This is a genomic window from Streptomyces sp. AgN23 (assembly GCF_001598115.1).
In the GTDB taxonomy this organism is placed as follows: domain Bacteria; phylum Actinomycetota; class Actinomycetes; order Streptomycetales; family Streptomycetaceae; genus Streptomyces; species Streptomyces antimycoticus.
In genome coordinates this window covers 1,187,927-1,205,823 of record NZ_CP007153.1, presented here as the reverse complement: position 1 = coordinate 1,205,823, position 17,897 = coordinate 1,187,927, and the positions used below count along the sequence as shown (strand labels likewise).

Genomic DNA, 17,897 nt, shown 5'->3' with positions numbered 1-17,897 from the left:
ATGAGTACTACACCTGTAGTTGCCTTGGAGGAGTCATGCAGCAGCCCCGTGCCGTCGTCATCGGTGCCGGAGTCGGCGGGCTCACCGCCGCCGCGGCCCTGCACCGCCGCGGCTGGTCCCTCACCGTCCTGGAGCGGGCCGCCCGCCTCGAGCCCGTCGGCGCCGGCATCTCACTCGCCCCCAACTCCCAGCGCGCCCTGGACGCCATCGACCTCGGCGACGATGTGCGCGCGCTCGCCGCCTGGCAGGGCGGCGGCGGACTGCGCACCCCCGGCGGCCGCTGGCTCTCCCGGATGGACAGCGCGGCGACGGCCGAGCGGTTCGGCGGCCCGTTGGTCCTCCTCCACCGGGCCACCCTTGTCGACCTGCTCGTCTCCCGGCTGCCCGAGGGCGTGGTCCGCACCGGGGCCGCCGCCCGGCTGGCCGACCCCGGCGGCGCCGACCGCCCGGCGCGGGTCACCACCGAGGACGGCGCGTACGAGGCGGACCTCGTCATCGGCGCCGACGGCATCGACTCGGCCGTCCGCCACACGCTCTTCCCCGACCACCCCGGGCCCCGCTACGCCGGATTCACCACCTGGCGTGTCGTCATCCCCGACCCCGGCCGGCCGTTCGAGCCCCATGAGACCTGGGGGAGGGGCCGGATCTGGGGCACCCAGCCGCTCAAGGACGGCCGGGTCTACGCCTACGCGGCGGCCGTCACCCCGCCCGGCGGCCGCGCCCCCGACGACGAGAGGTCCGAACTCCTGCGGCTCTACGGCGACTGGCACCGGCCCGTCCCCGACATCCTCGCCGCCGCCGCGCCCCAGGACGTACTGCGCCATGACATCAGGTACATGGCCGAGCCCCTGCCCGCCTACCACCGGGGCCGGGTCGCCGTCCTCGGCGACGCCGCCCACGCGATGGCCCCCACGATGGGGCAGGGCGGCAACCAGGCCATCGAGGACGCCGTCGTCCTCGCCCACCAGCTGGCTCCCGACACCGCCGACCCCTCCGCCGCCCTGGCCGCCTACACCCGCCACCGGCTGCCCCGCACGATGGACGTGGTACGCCGCTCGGCGCGCACCGCCCGCATGATCACCCTCACCAGCGCCCCGGCAGTCGCCCTGCGCGACGTCGCCATCGCCGCCGTCGGCCGCCTTGTCCCCGGTCTGGCCCTCCGCTCCTTCGACGGCATCGCCGACTGGCATCCGCCCACCCGCACGTATCCTTCGGGGGCACAGCGAAAGGCATGACCGAGGATTGCGGGGAGCACATATGAGGGTCGGCTGCGTCGGGCTCGGCGACATCGCGCAGAAGGCGTATCTGCCCGTGCTCATGGCCCGCCCCGGCCTGGAGCCGCATCTGCAGACCCGTACCCCCGCCACCCTGCGGCAGGTCGCCGACACCTATCGCGTCCCGGACGCCCAGCGCCACGCCGACCTCGACTCGCTGCTCGCGGCCGGGCTGGACGCGGCCTTCGTGCACGCCCCGACCGACGCCCACGCCGACCTCGTCACCCGGCTGATCGAGGCCGGGGTGCCCACCTACGTCGACAAGCCGCTCGCGTACCACCTCGCCGACAGCGAGCGGATCGTGCGGCTCGCCGAGGAGCGCGGGGTGAGCCTGATGGTCGGCTTCAACCGGCGTTACGCGCCCGGCTACGCGCAGTGCCTGGACCATCCGCGCGATCTGATCCTGCTGCAGAAGAACCGCGTCGGCCTCGCCGAGGACCCGCGCACCCTGGTGCTGGACGACTTCATCCACGTCGTCGACACGCTGCGTTTCCTGGCGCCCGGGCCGGTGGACCACATCGATGTGCGGGCCAGGATCCGCGACGGGCTGATACACCATGTGCTGCTGCAGCTGTCCGGGGACGGATTCACCGCGCTCGGCGTGATGAACCGGATGAGCGGCTCCACCGAGGAGGTCCTGGAGGTCTCCGGCCAGGACACCAAGCGGCAGGTGCTCAACCTCGCCGAGGTCATCGACCACAAGGGCCAGCCGAGCGTGCGCCGCCGGGGCGACTGGGTGCCGGTGGCGCGGCAGCGCGGGATCGAGCAGATCACCGACGCCTTCCTGGACGCGGTGCGCTCCGGGCGGCGGATCGGCGCCGAGGACGCGCTGCGCACCCATGAGCTGTGCGAACGGGTCGTCAGGGACGCCCTGGAGTCGGCTGGTCTGTCCGCTGGTCCGACGAACGGTCCGGCCCCTGATCCGACGGCCGGTCCGTCCGCCGTCTGAGCGCCCGGCCCCCCTCGGCGGCGCAGAAGACGGCGAGCGCCGCCATCGCCCCGTACACCGGCCAGGGCCCGATCCGCACATACGGGCTGGTGCCCTGTCCCAGCGGCACCGTGTAGACGGTGGCCGCGCTGGCATCGGTGGGCATCCGGGGGCCCACCGGCTCGCCGCGCGGCCCGAACACCGCGCTCTCCCCGGTCAGCGTGGCGTGCACCATCGGCCGCCAGGTCTCGGCGGACCGCAGCGCGGCCAGCGAGGCATGCTGCTCGGGCGCCCAGCTCTGCTGGAAGGTCGAGGTCGAGGACTGGACGACGAGCACCCGCGCCCCGTCCCGCACCAGGTTCCGGCTCATGTCCGGGAACGCCGACTCGAAACACACCAGCGGCCCGATCCGCAGGGAATCCGGCAGCGTCATCACCACCGGCTTCGTGCCCCGGTGGCGGTCCTCACCGGCCGCCTTCCCCACCGAGGTGGCCCAGCCCAGCAACGGCCGGGCCGGGATGTACTCCCCGAAGGGGACCAGCCGCATCTTGTCGTAGCGCTGCCCCGTGGGGCCGTTCGGCCCGATCAGCACCGAACTCTTGTAGATGCCGGGCATATCGCTGCGCCGCGCGTCCACGTTGACCAGCAGATCCGCGCCGACCGTCCGGGACAGCGCGGCCAGCCGCCCGCGCACCTCCGGGTGGGTGGTCAGATCCTGGGCCACGCTGCTCTCGCCCCACACCACCAGGTCGACATGGCGGCCGGCCAGTTGCCGGGTCAGCTCCGCGCTGCGCTCGAAGCGCGGCCCCGGCCCCGGGATGACCCCCGGCTGCACCACCGCGATCCGCGCCGTCCCGGGCTCCTTGGCCTGCGGCACCCAGGCCCACGCCCCGGCCGCCACGGCGCCGCACGCGGTGAGCCCGGCCAGCGCCACCGTACGGGCCCGGGCCACCGCGATCAGCACGGCCACCGCGACGTTCACCATGACCAGCAGAAAGCCGAGCAGCCATACCCCGCCCACCGAGGCCAGCCGCAGCGCGGGCGCCACCTGCCACTGGCTCGCGCCCAGCAGCCCCCAGGGCCCGCCGAGATACTGCCAGGAGCGCACCAGCTCGGCCATCAGCCAGGCGGACGGCAGCACCACCAGCGCCGCCGCCACCCGCCCGGAGCCCGGGCGGCCGTGCAGCAGCCGGTGCGTCAGCCATCCCCAGGGCACCCACAACAGCCCCAGCAGCAGTGCCAGGAACACGATGAACACATGCAGGCTCGGCATCAGCCAGTGGTGCACCGCGAGCAGGAACCCGGCGCCGCCCAGCCAGCCGTCCAGCACCGCCCGGCGGCCGGTGGGCGCCGAGCGCATCAGCAGCAGCCAGGGCACCAGGGCCACATACGCCCACCACCACAGCGAGGGCGCGGGAAAGGCCAGCGCGGGCAGCGCGCCCGCCAGCAGCGCCATCGCGCCGCGCCACCAAGGGGAGGCGACCCGCCGCCCCCACCGATCCTCGCCGTCGACCGGCCTCCGCACCTTCGACGCTCCCCTCCTGTCGGCCCAGGGCCAGTGTGCGGGAGTCGGCCGATCATGAATAGGCCGGGGGCGCGTCGGAGCGTGCTTCATGCCGGTTCCGGGAGGTCTTGTTCGGCCCAGATGAGCTTGCCGCCCTCGGTGTAGCGGGTTCCCCAGCGGCGGGTGAGCTGGGCGACGAGGAACAGCCCGCGGCCGCCCTCGTCGGTGGTGCGGGCGTGGCGCAGCCGCGGTGAGGTGCTGCTGGTGTCGGCGACCTCGCAGATCAGCACGTCGTGCCGGATCAGCCGCAGCCGGATGGGGCCGACGCCATGGCGGATGGCGTTGGTGACCAGCTCGCTGACGATCAGTTCCGTGGTCGTCATCACCTCCTCCAGACACCACTCGGCGAGCTGGTGCATCGCCAGGGAGCGGGCGCTGGCCACGACGGCCGGATCGCGGGGCAGGTCCCAGGAGACGACATGCCCGGCGCCCAGCGCGCGGGTACGGGCCAGCAGCAGGGCCACATCGTCGGTCTGCGGGGACGTCAGCAGGGTGTCGACCACCAGGGAGCAGAGCTCCTCCAGCGGCAGCGCGGCCTGGCCGAGGGTGTTGCTCAGCCGGCCGAGACCCACGTCGATGTCCTGGTCGCAGGTCTCGATCAGTCCGTCGGTGTAGAGGGCGATCAGGCTTCCGGCGGGCAGCGTCAGCTCCGCCGACTCGAACGGCAGCGACCCGAGGCCCAGCGGGGGACCGGCGGGCAGCTCGGGGAAGGAGACCTCGCCCGAGGGATCCACGATCGCGGGGGTCGGGTGGCCCGCCCGCGCCATCGTGCACTGCTGGGTGACCGGGTCGTAGATCGCGTACAGACAGGTGGCGCCGAGCACCGCGGCCGCCACGCCCTCCTGCCCGGTCTCCTCCTCGGTGAGCCGGATGACCAGGTCGTCGAGGTGGGCCAGCAACTCCTCGGGCGGCAGGTCCATATCGGCGAGCGTGTGCACGGCGGTGCGCAAACGCCCCATGGTTGCCGCGGCGTTGATGCCGTGCCCGACCACATCGCCGACCACCAGCGCCACCCGGGCACCGGACAGCGGGATCACATCGAACCAGTCGCCGCCGACTCCGTTGCGCGCGTCCGTGGGGAGATAGCGCGAGGCCACCTCGACGGCCTGGCCGCCGCTCAGGGCGTGCGGCAGCAGACTGCGCTGCAGGGCCAGCGCGGCGGCGTGCTCACGGCTGTAGCGGCGGGCGTTGTCGATGTTCAGCGCGGCCCGCGCGACCAGCTCCTCGGCGAGCAGCAGATCGTCCCCCTCGAACGGGTCCGGATGGTGGGAGCGGACGAACGAGGCCACGCCCAGGAGGGCGCCGCGTGCCCCGATCGGCGCCACCATCAGCGACCGCATCCCGAACTCGCGCGCCTTCGCCGTCCGCGCCGGGTCCTCCCCGGACCAGGCGCTGATGGAGCTGTCCATCACGGGGTCGAGCAGGGCCTCCCCGGAGAAGAAGCAGCAGGCGAAGGGGGACGTGGCGGAGATGGCGACCGCGTCCCCCAACCTCGCGATGGACTCCGGACAGCCCTCCCGGACCGATGCCTGACCGGCGCGGCGGAAGGCGGGCAGGGTGTCGCCGGCGCTCTCCATGGGCTCCTCGCCACGCAGTACGGAGTCCAGCAGATCGACGGTGACGAAGTCGGCGAGCCGCGGCACCGCGAAGTCGGCCAGCTCCTGGGCGGTGCGCATGACGTCCAGGGTGCTGCCGATGTTCGCGCTGGCCTCGTTGAGCAGCGCCAGCCGCTCCCGGGCCCGCCAGCGGTCGGTGACGTCGATGCCCATGTAGCACACGCCCACCGGATGGCCCTCGGCGTTGTCCAGCCGGAAGAAGGAGGTCGAGTACGCGTGCTCGCGGTGCGGATGGGCCATCGTCCAGCCCCGGTACTCGTAGTCGATCACCGGCCTGCCGGTCTTCAGCACCTGCCGCATCTGCGCTTCGAGCGCCTCGGTGTCCAGCCCCGGCAGGCACTCCGCCATCCGGCGCCCCATCCGCTGCTCGCGCGGCAGCCCGCCGTAGCGCTCCAGCGTGTCGTTCATCCACACATAGCGCAGATCCGGGCTGAGCACGGCCATCCCGATCGGTGACCGGGTGAGGAACGCCTGGAGCAGCGAGCCGCTGAGCGCCCAGGCCGGGGCGGAGCCCATATCGATCCCGGAGACCAGCCAGGAGACGTCGCCGCCCGGAACGCGCATCGCGCAGACCCGCAGCCCCACCTCGATCCGGCGGCCGTCCCGGTGCCGGAGCCGCCCCAGGCCGCCCCAGTCGTCGTGCGCCTGGCACCACGAGCCGATCGCCCCGGCCTGCGCCGCGTCCTCGGGTGCCACCAGCAGCATCCTGGCCGGCTGCTTCATCGCGTCGGCCGCCGGATAGCCCAGCAGTCTCTCCGCCGCCGGGGTCCAGCCGATGATGATCCCCGTGGCGTCGATCAGCGCCGAGGCCGCATCCGCCATGTCGAATGGGACATGCGCCTCGGTCGGCGCGATTCCCCGGGGGATGGCCATTGCACCCGTCCCATCTGCGGATACATTTCCCTTAATACTATGACTCCTGGACTCCCTGGTGGTGAGCCGTGCGACGACGAGTGCGCTGATCCCACGGGCCTCGGCCGGCGCCGGCGGCTCTTCGGTCACACCTGGTTGCCCCACAGGGAGCGGCTGTCGACATTGGCCCGGGTCACCAGCGGGGCGGGCAGCTGATCCTCCAGATTGCCGCCGGGCAGCCGGACGATCGTGCTGTCGTGGCGGGTCGGCCCCACCTTGAAGGGTCTCTCGGCCATGGCCTGCTTGATGTAGCGCATGGCGTAGGCGGCGTAGAGGTTCGCCGGCTGGGAGACGGTGGCGTCGATGAGACCCTCGCGGATCGCGGTCAGCTCCTGCGGGATCCCGTCGTTGGAGACGATGCTGATGTGGCCGCGGCGGCCAACCGGGACCAGGGCATGGTGGCTCTGGAGGGTGCGCAGGGTGGGGGCCAGATAGACGCCGCCGGCCTGGAGGTAGATGCCCTTGATGTCGGGGTGGGCGCTGTAGAGGGCCTCCAGACCGGCTGCCGCCCGCTCCGCCTGCCAGGCCGCCGGGATGTCCAGGACCTTGATGTCCGGGTAGTGCCGCGCCATGCAGCGGTCGAAGCCGACCGTGCGGTCCCGGCCGTTGATCGAGGCCAGATCGCCCTGGATCTGCACCACCGTGCCCCGCCGCACGGCGCCGCCGAGGCTCCGGCACGCCTTGACGCCGTACGCGCGGTTGTCGGCCCGTACCACGATGGCGACCTTGCCCCGGTCCGGGGCCACATCGACGGCGACCACCGGCACATGGGCGCGCTGGGCGGCGTTCAGGCCGGGGCCGATGGCGGCCGAGTCGACCGGCGTGAGGACCAGGCCCTTGACCTCCTGGGCCAGCAGATTGTTGATATCGGTGATCTGTTTGCCCGGTTGGTCATTGGAGTTGACCGTCGGCAGGATCCGTACGCCCGCCTTGGCGGCCTGCTTCGGGATGTCCTGGTTGTACGCCTCCCAGAAGGGTGAGGTCAGCAGCGGCAGCACCACGCCGACCCGGCCCGGGTCCGCCCCGCCGCCGCAGCCCGCGGCGGCGGGGGCACACAGCAGGAGAAGGGCCGCGGTGGCGGTGGTGAGGCGGTGGCGCATGGTGCTCTCGGCTCCTGAATCCGGCTCGGTGGAACGGCCTGGGACGCCGCGCCCTGGTCGTCGGCCGCGGGCTCGACGGTCTTCGGCATCCGGGATGAATACCTCATATCAACACAGAACGGTCGGCGGGGAGGGGAAAGCCGGCCCTTGACAACCCTCTGGTGTACGCCTGAGGATCGCCGCGTGAACTTGTCAGACAGCCAGACAGGTGGTTCAGGGTCCGACGTCCCTCGCCGCATCAGTGCGATGGAAGCGGTCCTCACCCACCTCCGCGAGGCGATCGAGCGCGGCGAATACGCGGTGGGGGACAAACTCCCCTCCGAGGCGGAGCTGTGCCGTCGCCTGGAGGTCAGCCGACCGGTGCTCCGCGAGGCCCTGCGGGCCCTGCAGACCATGGGGCTGACCGCCTCACGCACCGGCAAGGGCACCTTCGTCATCTCCGGCGGGCCGGTGGAGGATCCCACCTTCGGCGACTACGCCGCAAGTGACCTCCTGGAGGTGCGCCGGCACGTCGAGATCCCGGTGGCGGGCTACGCGGCGCTGCGCCGCTCCGCCGAGGACCTCGACCATCTGTCCCATCTGCTCGAGCGGATGGAGCGGGAGACCGACACCACCGCATGGGTGGCGATGGACACGCTGTTCCATCTCGCCGTCGCCCAGGCGGCCCGGAACCCGGTCTTCCGTCGGGTCATCGAGGAGATCCGCGATGCCCTGGCCCGGCAGTCGGCATTTCTCAACGAGCTCGGCGGCCGCCGTGAGCAGTCGAACCGAGAACACCGGGCGATCGTCGAGGCGCTCGCCGACGGGTCCGAGCACGACGCGGTGGAAGCGATGACCCACCACCTCGAACGCGTGGAGACCACCCTGACCTCCATCGTGCGGCCCGCCACGGCGGACGACCGGACGACAGTACCGACGGAAGGCGGACAGCAGGCGTGAGCGAGCAGTCCCTCCGGCAAGAAGACCGCCAACAGCAGCAGGCCGGGCCCCCCGCGCATGTGGACGCGGGCGACGCCGGTTACAGCAAGTCCCTCAAGGCCCGGCATGTCAACATGATCGCCATCGGCGGCGCCATCGGCACCGGCCTCTTCCTCGGCGCCGGCGGGCGGCTCAAGGACGCCGGGCCGTCACTGGCCGTGGCGTACGCGGTCTGCGGCATCTTCGCCTTCCTGGTGGTGCGGGCCCTGGGCGAGCTGGTGCTGCACCGGCCGTCCTCCGGGGCGTTCGTCTCCTACGCCCGTGAGTTCCTCGGCGAGAAGGGCGCCTTCGTCGCGGGCTGGATGTACTTCCTCAACTGGGCCACCACCGGGGTCGCCGACATCACGGCCGTGGCGACCTACACCCACTACTGGGGGATGTTCACCGAGATCCCCCAATGGGTGATCGCCCTGATCGCGCTCGCCGTGGTGCTCACGGTCAACCTGATCTCGGTGAAGATCTTCGGTGAGCTGGAGTTCTGGTTCGCGATCATCAAGGTCGGCGCGCTCGTCGTCTTCATGGCGATCGGCATCTTCCTGCTGGTCACCCGCGAGCAGGTGGCCGGCACCAGCACCGGGCCCAGCCTGATCACCGACCACGGCGGCGTCTTCCCGCACGGTGTGCTGCCGATGCTGCTGGTCATCCAGGGCGTCGTCTTCGCCTACGCCTCCGTGGAGCTGGTCGGCGTGGCCGCCGGTGAGACCGAGAACCCCGAGAAGATCATGCCCAAGGCGATCAACTCCATCATGTGGCGCGTGGGCCTGTTCTACGTCGGCTCCGTGGTGCTGCTCTCGATGCTGCTGCCCTCCGACTCCTATTCGGGCGACCAGAGCCCGTTCGTCACCGTGCTGTCCAAGATCGGTGTCCCGGCGGCCGGCGGCGTGATGAACCTCGTCGTGCTCACCGCCGCGATGTCCAGCCTCAACTCCGGTCTCTACTCCACCGGCCGGATCCTGCGCTCGATGGCGATGTCCGGCTCCGCGCCCAAGTTCACCGGCGCCATGAGCCGTACCCAGGTGCCCTACGGAGGCATCCTGCTCACTGCCTTCTTCTGTGTGCTGGGCGTGGGCCTGAACTATGTGGTGCCGGACAAGGCGTTCGAGATCGTGCTCAACTTCGCCGCGATCGGCATCCTCTCGACCTGGGCCGTGATCATGCTCTGTCATCTGCTGTTCTGGCGGCGTGCCCAGGCCGGTCAGCTCACCCGCCCCGGCTACCGGCTTCCCGGCTCCCCGTACACCGAGATCGTCACCCTGGGCTTCCTGGCCTCCGTCCTCGTCCTGATGTGGGCGGACGGCGGACCCAGCCGACTCACCGTGATGGCGCTTCCGGCGATCCTGGCGGCGCTGGTCATCGGCTGGTTCGCGTCCCGCGGCCGGATGAAGGACCCCCGCTGAGCCCGCGCCGGTGAACCCCCGCTGTCGAATCCCCACTGAGGAATCGTTTCTCCGCGCGGCCGGGGCCACCCCTCGGCCGCCCTGCCCCTCCACCACCTCCTGGAGTAATCCCACCCCGTGAACACCCCCGAGCACGAGAGCACCACCATGAACACCCCCCTCGGACGGACCCTCGACGCGACCCGCCGCACCCCGGCCGAGCCCCCCGCCCTCCGCGAACCCCGCCATGTGCCGCTCGCCCATGTCGTACGCGGCGGGGTCATCGAGGGCGTCCACCACGGCTCTGTCGTCGTCCTGGCCGCCGACGGCCGGGTCGCGTTCCAGGCCGGCGACATCGATGTGGCCTTCTACCCGCGCTCCGCGCTCAAGCCCGTCCAGGCCGCCGCCCTGCTGCGGGCCGGGCTGCCGCTGGACGGGGAGCTGCTGTCGCTCACCGCCGCCAGCCACTCCGGCCTGCGGCGCCATCTGGACGGCGCGCGCCGCATCCTCGACCAGGCCGGGCTCACCGAGGCCGATCTGCGCAACGTCCCCGACCTGCCGTACGGCGCCGCCGAGCGCGACGCCTGGCTGCGGGACGGCGGCCAGCCCACCCGGCTCGCCCAGAACTGCTCCGGCAAGCACGCCGCGATGCTGCTCACCGCCCAGCTGCGCGGCTGGCCGCTGGCGGACTACCTCGACCCGGCCCATCCGCTGCAGCGCCTGATCGCCGAGACCGTGGAGGACCTCACCGGACAGCGCGTCGCCCAGATCTCGGTCGACGGCTGCGGAGCGCCGCTGTTCTCCGTCTCGCTGCGCGGGCTCGCGACGGCCGCCGCCCGGATCGCCTCGGGCGCCATGGACACCCCCGAGGGCCGGGTCGCGGCAGCCCTGCGCGCCCACCCGGACACGGCATCCGGCCCCGACCGCGACGTGGCCCGCCTGATGCGCGCCGTACCGGGCCTGATCGCCAAGGACGGCTTCGAGGGCGTACAGATCGCGGCGCTGCCCGACGGCCGGGCCGTCGCCGTGAAGATCGCAGACGGCGCGGACCGCGCCCGGATGCCGGTGACCGCCGCGGCCCTCGCCCACTGCGGGATCGACCCCGGTGTCCTCACCGAATTCGCCACCACGCCGGTGTACGGCGGCGGAGTCACCGTCGGCGGTGTGCACCCCACCGACGCCCTCGCCCCGCCCGCCGCCTGACCCTCCCGCCCTCCCCGAGGAACCAAGGAAGACCGCACGCCATGACTGCCACCGGCCATCGCCGCGAACACGACCTGCTCGGCGACCGCGACGTCCCCGCCGACGCCTACTGGGGCATCCACACCCTGCGCGCCGGCGAGAACTTCCCCATCACCGGCACCCCCATCTCCGCCTATCCGCACCTGATCAGCGCCCTGGCCGCGGTCAAGGAGGCCGCCGCCCGCGCCAATGAGGACCTGGGGCTGCTCACCTCCGCCAAGGCCGACGCCATCGCGGCCGCCTGCCAGGAGATACGCCGGGGCGCCCTGCACGACCAGTTCACCGTCGATGTGATCCAGGGCGGCGCCGGGACCTCGACCAATATGAACGCCAACGAGGTGATCGCCAACCGGGCGCTGGAGCTCCTCGGCCAGAAGAAGGGCGACTACGCCCACCTCCACCCCAACGAGGACGTCAACCTCAGCCAGTCCACCAACGACGTCTACCCGACCGCCGTCAAGGTCTCCACGATCATCGCCGTCCGTGAGCTGCACGCGGCCATGGAGACGCTGCGCCAGGCGTTCGCCGCCAAGGCCGAGGAGTTCCGCGACGTCCTCAAGATGGGGCGCACCCAGCTGCAGGACGCGGTGCCCATGACGCTGGGCCAGGAGTTCTCGGCGTACGCCGTGATGCTGGAGGAGGACCAGAGCCGGCTGCTGGAGGCCGCCACTTTGGTGCACGAGATCAACCTCGGCGCGACCGCCATCGGCACCGGCCTCAACGCCCCCAAGGGCTACGCGGAAGCCGCCCGCCACCACCTCGAGGCCATCACCGGACTGCCGCTGGTCACCGCCGCCAACCTGGTCGAGGCCACGCAGGACTGCGGCGCCTTCGTCCATCTGTCGGGCGTCCTCAAGCGCATCGCCGTCAAGCTCTCCAAGAGCTGCAACGACCTGCGGCTGCTCTCCTCGGGCCCGCGGGCCGGGTTCAACGAGATCAACCTGCCCCCGGTGCAGGCCGGTTCCAGCATCATGCCCGGCAAGGTCAACCCGGTGATCCCCGAGGTGGTCAACCAGGTCGCCTTCGAGGTGATCGGCAACGACGTCGCCATCACGATGGCCGCCGAGGCCGGACAGCTCCAGCTCAACGCCTTCGAGCCGATCATCCTGCACTCCCTCTCCGAGAGCGTCACCCATCTGCGCGCGGCCTGCCTGGTGCTGGCCGAGCGGTGCGTCGCGGGCATCACCGCCAACACCGAGCGGCTGCGCACCTCCGTGGAGAACTCCATCGGCCTGGTCACCGCGCTCAACCCGTACATCGGCTACAACGCGGCCACCAGCATCGCCAAGGAGGCGCTGGCCACGGGTCGCGGCGTGGCCGAACTCGTCCTGGAGAAGGGCCTGCTGCCGGCCGACCGGCTGGCCCAGGTGCTGCGCCCGGAGGAGATCGCGGGGAGTCCTTCTCTTTGAGGCCCGGTTCGCCTCCGGGCGCTTGGGGGTTCTGGCCGGGGCACCTCCCAGCGGTAGCTGGGGGAGACTTTTGCGCCCCGGAGGCGAACGAGCCTCAAAGAGGGGGGCGGCGTAGCCGCATGATGGCCGGGGCCGAGCTGAAGGGGAGCAGCTCGGCGGGGTGGTCCGGGCTCGCCACGTCGATGCGGACGCAGTCGGCGATCCGGTAGGGGCGGTGCGCCAGCACCGCCCCGATGCGCCCGCGCAGCCGGGACATCGCGGCCCGTACGGTCACCGTCCGCGTCGGGTCCCCGAACAGGTCCTCGGCCAGCTGCGCGGCCGTACGCCCCTCGGGGTGCGCGGCGAGCAGCAGCAGCACCTCGGCCTGGCGGGCGCTGAGTTCATGCGTCCAGGCGCCCGGCGGGCCCGAGAAGGTCAGGGTCCAGCGGTGCGGATGGCGTACGTCCAGCAGCAGGTCGCCCCAGCCGGCCGGACCGCCCTCCTCGGCGCTCTCGCCGTCCAGCACCCGCAGCAGATGGCCGCCGGGCAGCGGCTCCACCGCGCACGCGCCGAGCGCCGGCAGCCAGACCGGTCCGTCGTACGGCGCCTTCGGCAGCAACAGCCGGCGCTCGCGCGGGGTCACCCCGGTGACCCCGGCGATCCAGCCGTGATGATCGACCACGACGGCCTTGCCGCGGATCCGCGCCAGGAGCGGGGCGGCGACGGCGCGCAGACCCTCCAGATCCCGGCTGTGGGCGAGGCGCAGTTCGCCCTCGGCCCACCGGGCGGTCGCGGTGACCAGGGAGAGCACCGTCGGATGGGCGGTCCCGGCGGGGCCGCTGACGTCGATGACGCCCAGCAGCCGTCCGTCCCGCGGGTCGTGGACGGGGGCGGCGGCACAGCTCCAGGTGTGGAAGGCGCTCACGAAATGCTCCGCCGAGTGCACCCGTACGGGGGTCTTCACGGCCAGCGCGGTGCCGATTCCGCTGGTCCCGGCGACGTCCTCGGCCCAGTGCGAACCCTCCACGAGCGCGATGCCGTCGGCCTTCCGGCGGACGCCCCGATGGCCGTCGAGCCACAGGATCCGGCCCTCCGCATCAGCGATGATCATGATGTGCCCTGCCGCCTCCGCAGCCTCCAGCAGCCCGTTGTGCAGGGTGGGCAGCACCTCGGCCAGCCGGGTCTGCCGCCTCCGCAGCTCCAGCTCGTCCAAACCCAGCGGCCGCGGGGGACGGCCGCGGTCCGGGTCGAGGCCCAGGCGCAGCATCCGCTCCCAGGAGGCGCCGATGATGGGGCGGGCGGGCAGCGGAAGCCGTCCCCGGCTCAGCGCCGCCTCGCGGATCACCGCCATGAGACGGGCCGATTCGGCGGGGCTCAGCGCGGCCAGGGGACCGGCGTCGCGTGGGTGCTGGGAACACATGGATGGCAGCCTTCAGCCTCTGCTGAGCGGGGCTTCGTTGCTCCGCGATTGTAGTGAAGCCGTGCGGCGGGAGCTGCTGCCGTGAAGCCGACCGGTGGCGGCGGCCGTCGTGCGGCCTTGGGCCATGGGCCCCTGAAGGACCTCCGTACACGACGCTCCTACGGCGTCGGCACGGCCAGCTCGGCCCAGATGGTCTTGCTGGTGGCGGTCTGCCGGGTGCCCCAGCTCTCGGTCAGCTGGGCCACCAGCAGCAGCCCGCGGCCGCCCTCGTCGAAGGCGCGGGCCCGGCGCAGATGCGGTGAGGTGCTGCTGCTGTCGGAGACCTCGCAGATCAGCGTCCGGTCGTGGATCAGGCGCAGCCTGATGGGCGGCGTGGCGTGCCGGATGGCGTTGGTGACCAACTCGCTGACGACCAACTCCATGGTGAAGGCGGCCTCTTCGAAGCCCCATGCGGCCAGCCGCTCGGCGGCGTCCCGGCGGGCCCGGGCCACCACGGCGGGGTCGTCCGGCAGCTCCCAGGTGGCCACCTGGTCCGCGCCCAGCCCCCGGGTGCGGGCCAGGAGCAGGGCGACGTCGTCGGCGGGATGGCCCGGAAGCAGCTTCGCCAGCACCGTTCGGCACAGGCCGTCCAGCGAGTCGGCGGGCCGGGCGAGCGTGCGGCGCAGCGTGTCGATCGCCTTGTCGACGTCCTGGCAGCGGGTCTCGATCAGACCGTCGGTGTAGAGGGCCAGCAGACTGCCCTCCGGCAGTTCGAGGTCGACCGCCTCGAACGGCAGGCTGCCCAGCCCCAGCGGTGGTCCGCCGGGCAGGTCGAGGAGGGTGGCGGTGCCGTCGGGCGTGACCAGCACGGGTGGCGGATGCCCGGCTCGGGCCAGGGAGCAGCGGCGGGAGACCGGGTCGTAGACCGCGTACAGACAGGTGGCGCCGACCTGTGCGTAGGCCGCCTCCGCCGCGTCCGGATCGCCGGCGCCGCTCTCCGACTCGGCGGTGAGATGGTTGATCAGATCGTCCAGATGAGTGAGCAGCTCATCGGGGGGCAGATCGACGTCGGCGAGGGTGCGCACCGCCGTCCGCAGCCGCCCCATGGCCGCCGACGCCCGGACGCCATGGCCCACCACATCGCCGACGACCAGGGCGACCCGCGCGCCCGCCAGCCGGATGACGTCGAACCAGTCGCCGCCCACCCCGGACCGGGAGGCGGCCGGCCGATAGCTGGACGCGAGCTCCACCGCGGCGCTCGGGGGCAGAGTGCGCGGCAGCAGACTGCGCTGCAGGGCCAGCGCGGTGTGCCGCTCATGGGTGTACCGCCGGGCGTTGTCGACACAGACGGCGGCCCTGGCCGTCATCTCCTCGGCGAGCAGCAGATCGTCCTCCTCGAAGGGTTCGGGGCGGCGGTGCCGGGAGAAGTTGGCCACGCCGAGGGTGATGCCGCGCGCCCGCAGGGGAACGGCCATCGTCGAATGGAACCCGAACCGGCGGACCACGGCGGCCCGGGCCGGGTCCCCGTCGGCCCACCGGGCGACGGCGGGGTCGATCCCCTGGCGCAGCAGCCCCCGCTCCGCCTTCAGGCACTCGGCCGTGGGGGAGAGGTCGGGGTAGGCGGCCACCTGCCCCGGCCGCAGCACGGCCTCCGGGCAGCCCGGGAAGACCGACTGGGCGGCGACCCGGCGCAGCAGCACATGGTCGCCCGGCGAGCCGGGGCGCGGTTCGCCCCCGTCGTGCACGGTGGGCAGCAGATCGACCGTCACGAAGTCGGCGAGCGCCGGGGCGGCCACCTCGGCCAGTTCCTGCGCGGTCCGGTCGATGTCCAGCGTGCTGCCGATCCGGACGCTGGCCTCGTTGAGCAGCGTCAGCCGCTGCCGGGCGGTCCGCGGGCCGGTCATGTCATGAGCGGACAGGATCACGCCCGCCACCCGGCCCTCGTCGTCGAGCAGCGGGGCGATGTCGATGGACCAGGTGAGGGGGCGGGGGTGCCCGGGTATGGGCGTGGTCAGATCCAGCTCCCGCTGCTCGCCCGTCTCCAGCACCCGCCGCATCGTCCGCTCGGCCGCCTCGGTGTCGGGGCCGGGCAGGAGTTCCGGAAGCCGCAGCCCGCGCATCTCCTCGTGGTCCAGGCCCAGCACCTGCCGCAGGTCGTCATTGGCCCAGTGCAGCCGTAGCCCGGAGTCGTAGACCGCCATCGTGCAGGGCCCCTGCAGGAGGGCACGCCGCATCAGCTCCTCGTCCTCGACGGCGTGCACGGGGCGCGGAATGGCGGAGACGACCAGCCACTCGGGGGGCCCGGCGGTCGAGGCACGGCGGTGTGCCAGCAGCCCCAGCTCCACGGTGGAGCCATCGCGGCGCAGCAGGGTGGCCCGCCCGTTCAGCCGGGTGGGCGGGGAGGGGGAGCACAGCGCGGCCGACACCTCGGCGCGGGCGGGCGAGGCGTCATGGAGCAGATCGGCCGCCGGCCGGCCCACGATCTCGGCCGGGAGGTAACCGAGCAGCCCGCGGGCCGCCTCGTTCCACTGGGTGACGATGCCGTGCCCGTCGACCGTGGCCTTGGCGGTGGCCCCCTTGCCGGGGAGAACGTCCGACCGGACGGACCGTTCGTCCCGCGGGCTGTCCGGTCGCGTCATGGTGTCATCTCACCCTTGCCCGGGTCGTCCGCCATGAGCGCGTGTACGAGGTGGCGGCTCCACCGTGGCGCCCTTGGCGGAGAGTGAACCAATCGTCGCGCCTTCAAGTATGCCCACGCCGAGAGGGGTCGGCACACGCTGCGCGGTGTGCGCATGACCGTCGGGAGTCGGCTGTCACCCGCTGCTGGTACTGTCCCGGATCACAGAGAAACGAACAGAAGTTCTGCAAGGGGTGGGATATATGGCCATGGTCGTATATGGGGGACATGGCAGAGGCGCTCGCGCGGCCGGTGCCGTGCTCGCCGCCGTGCTGCTCTGCGGCGGTGCGGTCGGCTGCGGTTCGTCCGGGGCGGACGGGAAGCCGGAGGGCACGGCGGGGGAGAAGTCCTCGGAGCAGGTGCGGATGGCCCCGGCGGCGGCCGTGCGGGCGGCCGCGAAGAAGAGCGAGAAGCTCACCTCGTTCCGCTACCGGATGACCGGGCGCACCCCCGAGGACGGGCGGATCGAGGGCGAGGCGGCGATGAGCACCAAGCCCGTCGCGGTCCGGATGACGATGCGCGCACTCGGCCAGGGCGCCGACGCGGCGGTGGAGATCCGGCTGGTGGACGGGGCGATGTACCTCGACGGGGGCAAGGAGGCCGCCGGCGAGCTGAACGGGAAGAGCTGGCTCAAGCTGGACCTCTCGGTCCTGGGCGAGAAGGCGACCGGCGCGCTGGGCGGCGGTTCGCTCTCCCGCCAGGCCGAAAAGAACCCGGCCGACGACTCGGCCTTCCTCTCCGGCGCCGACGATGTGAAGCGGGTCGGCGAGGAGACCATCGACGGGGTGCGCACGACGCACTACCGGGGCACCATCACCGTTCCCCAGATGCGCGAGAGCCTCAAGGACGAGGACGCGGCGACCCGCGAGCGCCGCGAGAAGAACCTCAAGGAGTACGAGAAGATGGGGGTCGACCGGCTGTCCATGGACATGTGGATCGACCGGGACGGCCACACCAAGCGGTTCCGCATGCGTGGCGAGGGGGACAAGGGCCCGCTCGACATGACCATCACCTTCTCCGGCCTCAATGAGCCGGTCACGGTGAAGGCGCCGCCCGCGAACCAGACCATGGACCTCGCCGGGCTGGCTCAGGGGGCCGAGGGCTGATCCGGCCGGTGGCGCCTCCACGGTGGGCGGCGCGGCGGGCTCAGCCGCCCGCTGTGCCCGCCCCGGCCGTGAGGGCCGAGTCGTCCTCCACGCGGGCGCCGGGCAGCTGGTGCCGGGCGGCGATGAGGGCGGCGTCCACATCCCGCGTCCCGGTGGAGACGCACAGGGTGTAGGCGAGGTCGTCCATCCGCTGTCGTACCTCGGTGCCGCCCGATTCGGCGTGCAGCATGCGCAGCGTCTCGTACTGCTCGATGAGGTTCTGAAGTACGACCGGGTGGGCCATCAGCACGGCAGTGGTCCTTTCTCAGCCGGAGGGGGGGACGCCAGCGCGTATACC

General features: G+C 72.4%; 13 protein-coding genes. 7 read left to right on the top strand and 6 right to left on the bottom strand.

What is annotated here, in order from left to right:
* The first annotated feature begins 35 nt into the window (after positions 1-35).
* Together AS97_RS05200 and AS97_RS05195 are read left to right on the top strand one after the other, a co-directional pair.
* Entirely contained in the window at positions 36-1,235 is a 1,200-nt protein-coding gene (locus tag AS97_RS05200; protein WP_210564416.1) for an FAD-dependent monooxygenase, read from the top strand.
* 22 nt (positions 1,236-1,257) lie between these two features.
* Entirely contained in the window at positions 1,258-2,223 is a 966-nt protein-coding gene (locus AS97_RS05195) for a Gfo/Idh/MocA family oxidoreductase (RefSeq protein WP_210564415.1), read from the top strand.
* Here the strand turns inward: AS97_RS05195 and lnt are convergent.
* From lnt to AS97_RS05180, 3 genes are all read right to left on the bottom strand, one after another.
* Positions 2,135-3,658 (bottom strand): apolipoprotein N-acyltransferase, encoded by a 1,524-nt coding sequence (gene lnt, locus AS97_RS05190; RefSeq protein WP_059143941.1) that lies wholly within the window; start codon positions 3,656-3,658, stop codon positions 2,135-2,137. The two genes, AS97_RS05195 and lnt, sit on opposite strands and share 89 nt — an antisense overlap.
* A 155-nt stretch (positions 3,659-3,813) precedes the next feature.
* On the bottom strand, positions 3,814-6,255 hold the full coding sequence (locus AS97_RS05185) for a SpoIIE family protein phosphatase (protein ID WP_210564414.1): 2,442 nt from the start codon (positions 6,253-6,255) through the stop codon (positions 3,814-3,816).
* Between the two features lie 125 nt (positions 6,256-6,380).
* On the bottom strand, positions 6,381-7,394 hold the full coding sequence (locus tag AS97_RS05180; protein WP_210564413.1) for a sugar ABC transporter substrate-binding protein: 1,014 nt from the start codon (positions 7,392-7,394) through the stop codon (positions 6,381-6,383).
* A 183-nt stretch (positions 7,395-7,577) separates the two neighbouring features.
* Here AS97_RS05180 and AS97_RS05175 point away from each other — a divergent pair, with 183 nt between their 5' ends.
* The 4 genes from AS97_RS05175 to aspA all read left to right on the top strand — a co-directional run bounded on the left by AS97_RS05175 (position 7,578) and on the right by aspA (position 12,399).
* Positions 7,578-8,333 carry a FadR/GntR family transcriptional regulator gene (locus tag AS97_RS05175; protein ID WP_079059333.1) on the top strand — a complete coding sequence of 252 codons (756 nt, stop codon included), beginning with the start codon at positions 7,578-7,580 and terminating at the stop codon, positions 8,331-8,333.
* Complete coding sequence (locus AS97_RS05170; protein WP_210564412.1) at positions 8,330-9,769, top strand: amino acid permease; 1,440 nt, start codon at positions 8,330-8,332, stop codon at positions 9,767-9,769. Before AS97_RS05175 ends, AS97_RS05170 begins: the two co-directional genes overlap by 4 nt.
* Before the next feature lie 147 nt (positions 9,770-9,916).
* Positions 9,917-10,951 (top strand): asparaginase, encoded by a 1,035-nt coding sequence (locus AS97_RS05165; protein ID WP_210567141.1) that lies wholly within the window; start codon positions 9,917-9,919, stop codon positions 10,949-10,951.
* A gap of 41 nt (positions 10,952-10,992) precedes the next feature.
* Positions 10,993-12,399 carry an aspartate ammonia-lyase gene (gene aspA / locus AS97_RS05160; protein ID WP_210564411.1) on the top strand — a complete coding sequence of 469 codons (1,407 nt, stop codon included), beginning with the start codon at positions 10,993-10,995 and terminating at the stop codon, positions 12,397-12,399.
* A 94-nt stretch (positions 12,400-12,493) separates the two neighbouring features.
* Here the strand turns inward: aspA and AS97_RS05155 are convergent, their stop codons facing one another.
* Positions 12,494-13,798 (bottom strand): GAF domain-containing protein, encoded by a 1,305-nt coding sequence (locus AS97_RS05155; protein ID WP_125761399.1) that lies wholly within the window; start codon positions 13,796-13,798, stop codon positions 12,494-12,496.
* A gap of 158 nt (positions 13,799-13,956) precedes the next feature.
* Positions 13,957-16,416 carry a SpoIIE family protein phosphatase gene (locus AS97_RS05150; RefSeq protein WP_210564410.1) on the bottom strand — a complete coding sequence of 820 codons (2,460 nt, stop codon included), beginning with the start codon at positions 16,414-16,416 and terminating at the stop codon, positions 13,957-13,959.
* 241 nt (positions 16,417-16,657) lie between these two features.
* On the opposite strand from AS97_RS05150, the gene AS97_RS05145 reads away from it, so the two are divergent.
* Positions 16,658-17,560, top strand: a complete 903-nt coding sequence (locus AS97_RS05145; protein ID WP_210564409.1) for a DUF1396 domain-containing protein — start codon at positions 16,658-16,660, stop codon at positions 17,558-17,560.
* A gap of 40 nt (positions 17,561-17,600) precedes the next feature.
* On the opposite strand, the gene AS97_RS05140 is transcribed toward AS97_RS05145, so the two are convergent.
* On the bottom strand, positions 17,601-17,849 hold the full coding sequence (locus AS97_RS05140; RefSeq protein ID WP_059143846.1) for a DUF5133 domain-containing protein: 249 nt from the start codon (positions 17,847-17,849) through the stop codon (positions 17,601-17,603).
* Positions 17,850-17,897 lie beyond the last annotated feature (48 nt).

What these genes read in the sequence shown, in the direction of transcription:
- lnt (WP_059143941.1), bottom strand. Translation starts at nt 3,658, where the DNA reads ATGGCGCTGCTGGCGGGCGCGCTGCCCGCGCTGGCCTTTCCCGCGCCC.
- aspA (WP_210564411.1), top strand. Translation starts at nt 10,993, where the DNA reads ATGACTGCCACCGGCCATCGCCGCGAACACGACCTGCTCGGCGACCGC.
- AS97_RS05180 (WP_210564413.1), bottom strand. Translation starts at nt 7,394, where the DNA reads ATGCGCCACCGCCTCACCACCGCCACCGCGGCCCTTCTCCTGCTGTGT.
- AS97_RS05145 (WP_210564409.1), top strand. Translation starts at nt 16,658, where the DNA reads ATGGCCATGGTCGTATATGGGGGACATGGCAGAGGCGCTCGCGCGGCC.
- AS97_RS05150 (WP_210564410.1), bottom strand. Translation starts at nt 16,416, where the DNA reads ATGACGCGACCGGACAGCCCGCGGGACGAACGGTCCGTCCGGTCGGAC.
- AS97_RS05195 (WP_210564415.1), top strand. Translation starts at nt 1,258, where the DNA reads ATGAGGGTCGGCTGCGTCGGGCTCGGCGACATCGCGCAGAAGGCGTAT.
- AS97_RS05155 (WP_125761399.1), bottom strand. Translation starts at nt 13,798, where the DNA reads ATGTGTTCCCAGCACCCACGCGACGCCGGTCCCCTGGCCGCGCTGAGC.
- AS97_RS05165 (WP_210567141.1), top strand. Translation starts at nt 9,917, where the DNA reads ATGAACACCCCCCTCGGACGGACCCTCGACGCGACCCGCCGCACCCCG.
- AS97_RS05200 (WP_210564416.1), top strand. Translation starts at nt 36, where the DNA reads ATGCAGCAGCCCCGTGCCGTCGTCATCGGTGCCGGAGTCGGCGGGCTC.
- AS97_RS05185 (WP_210564414.1), bottom strand. Translation starts at nt 6,255, where the DNA reads ATGGCCATCCCCCGGGGAATCGCGCCGACCGAGGCGCATGTCCCATTC.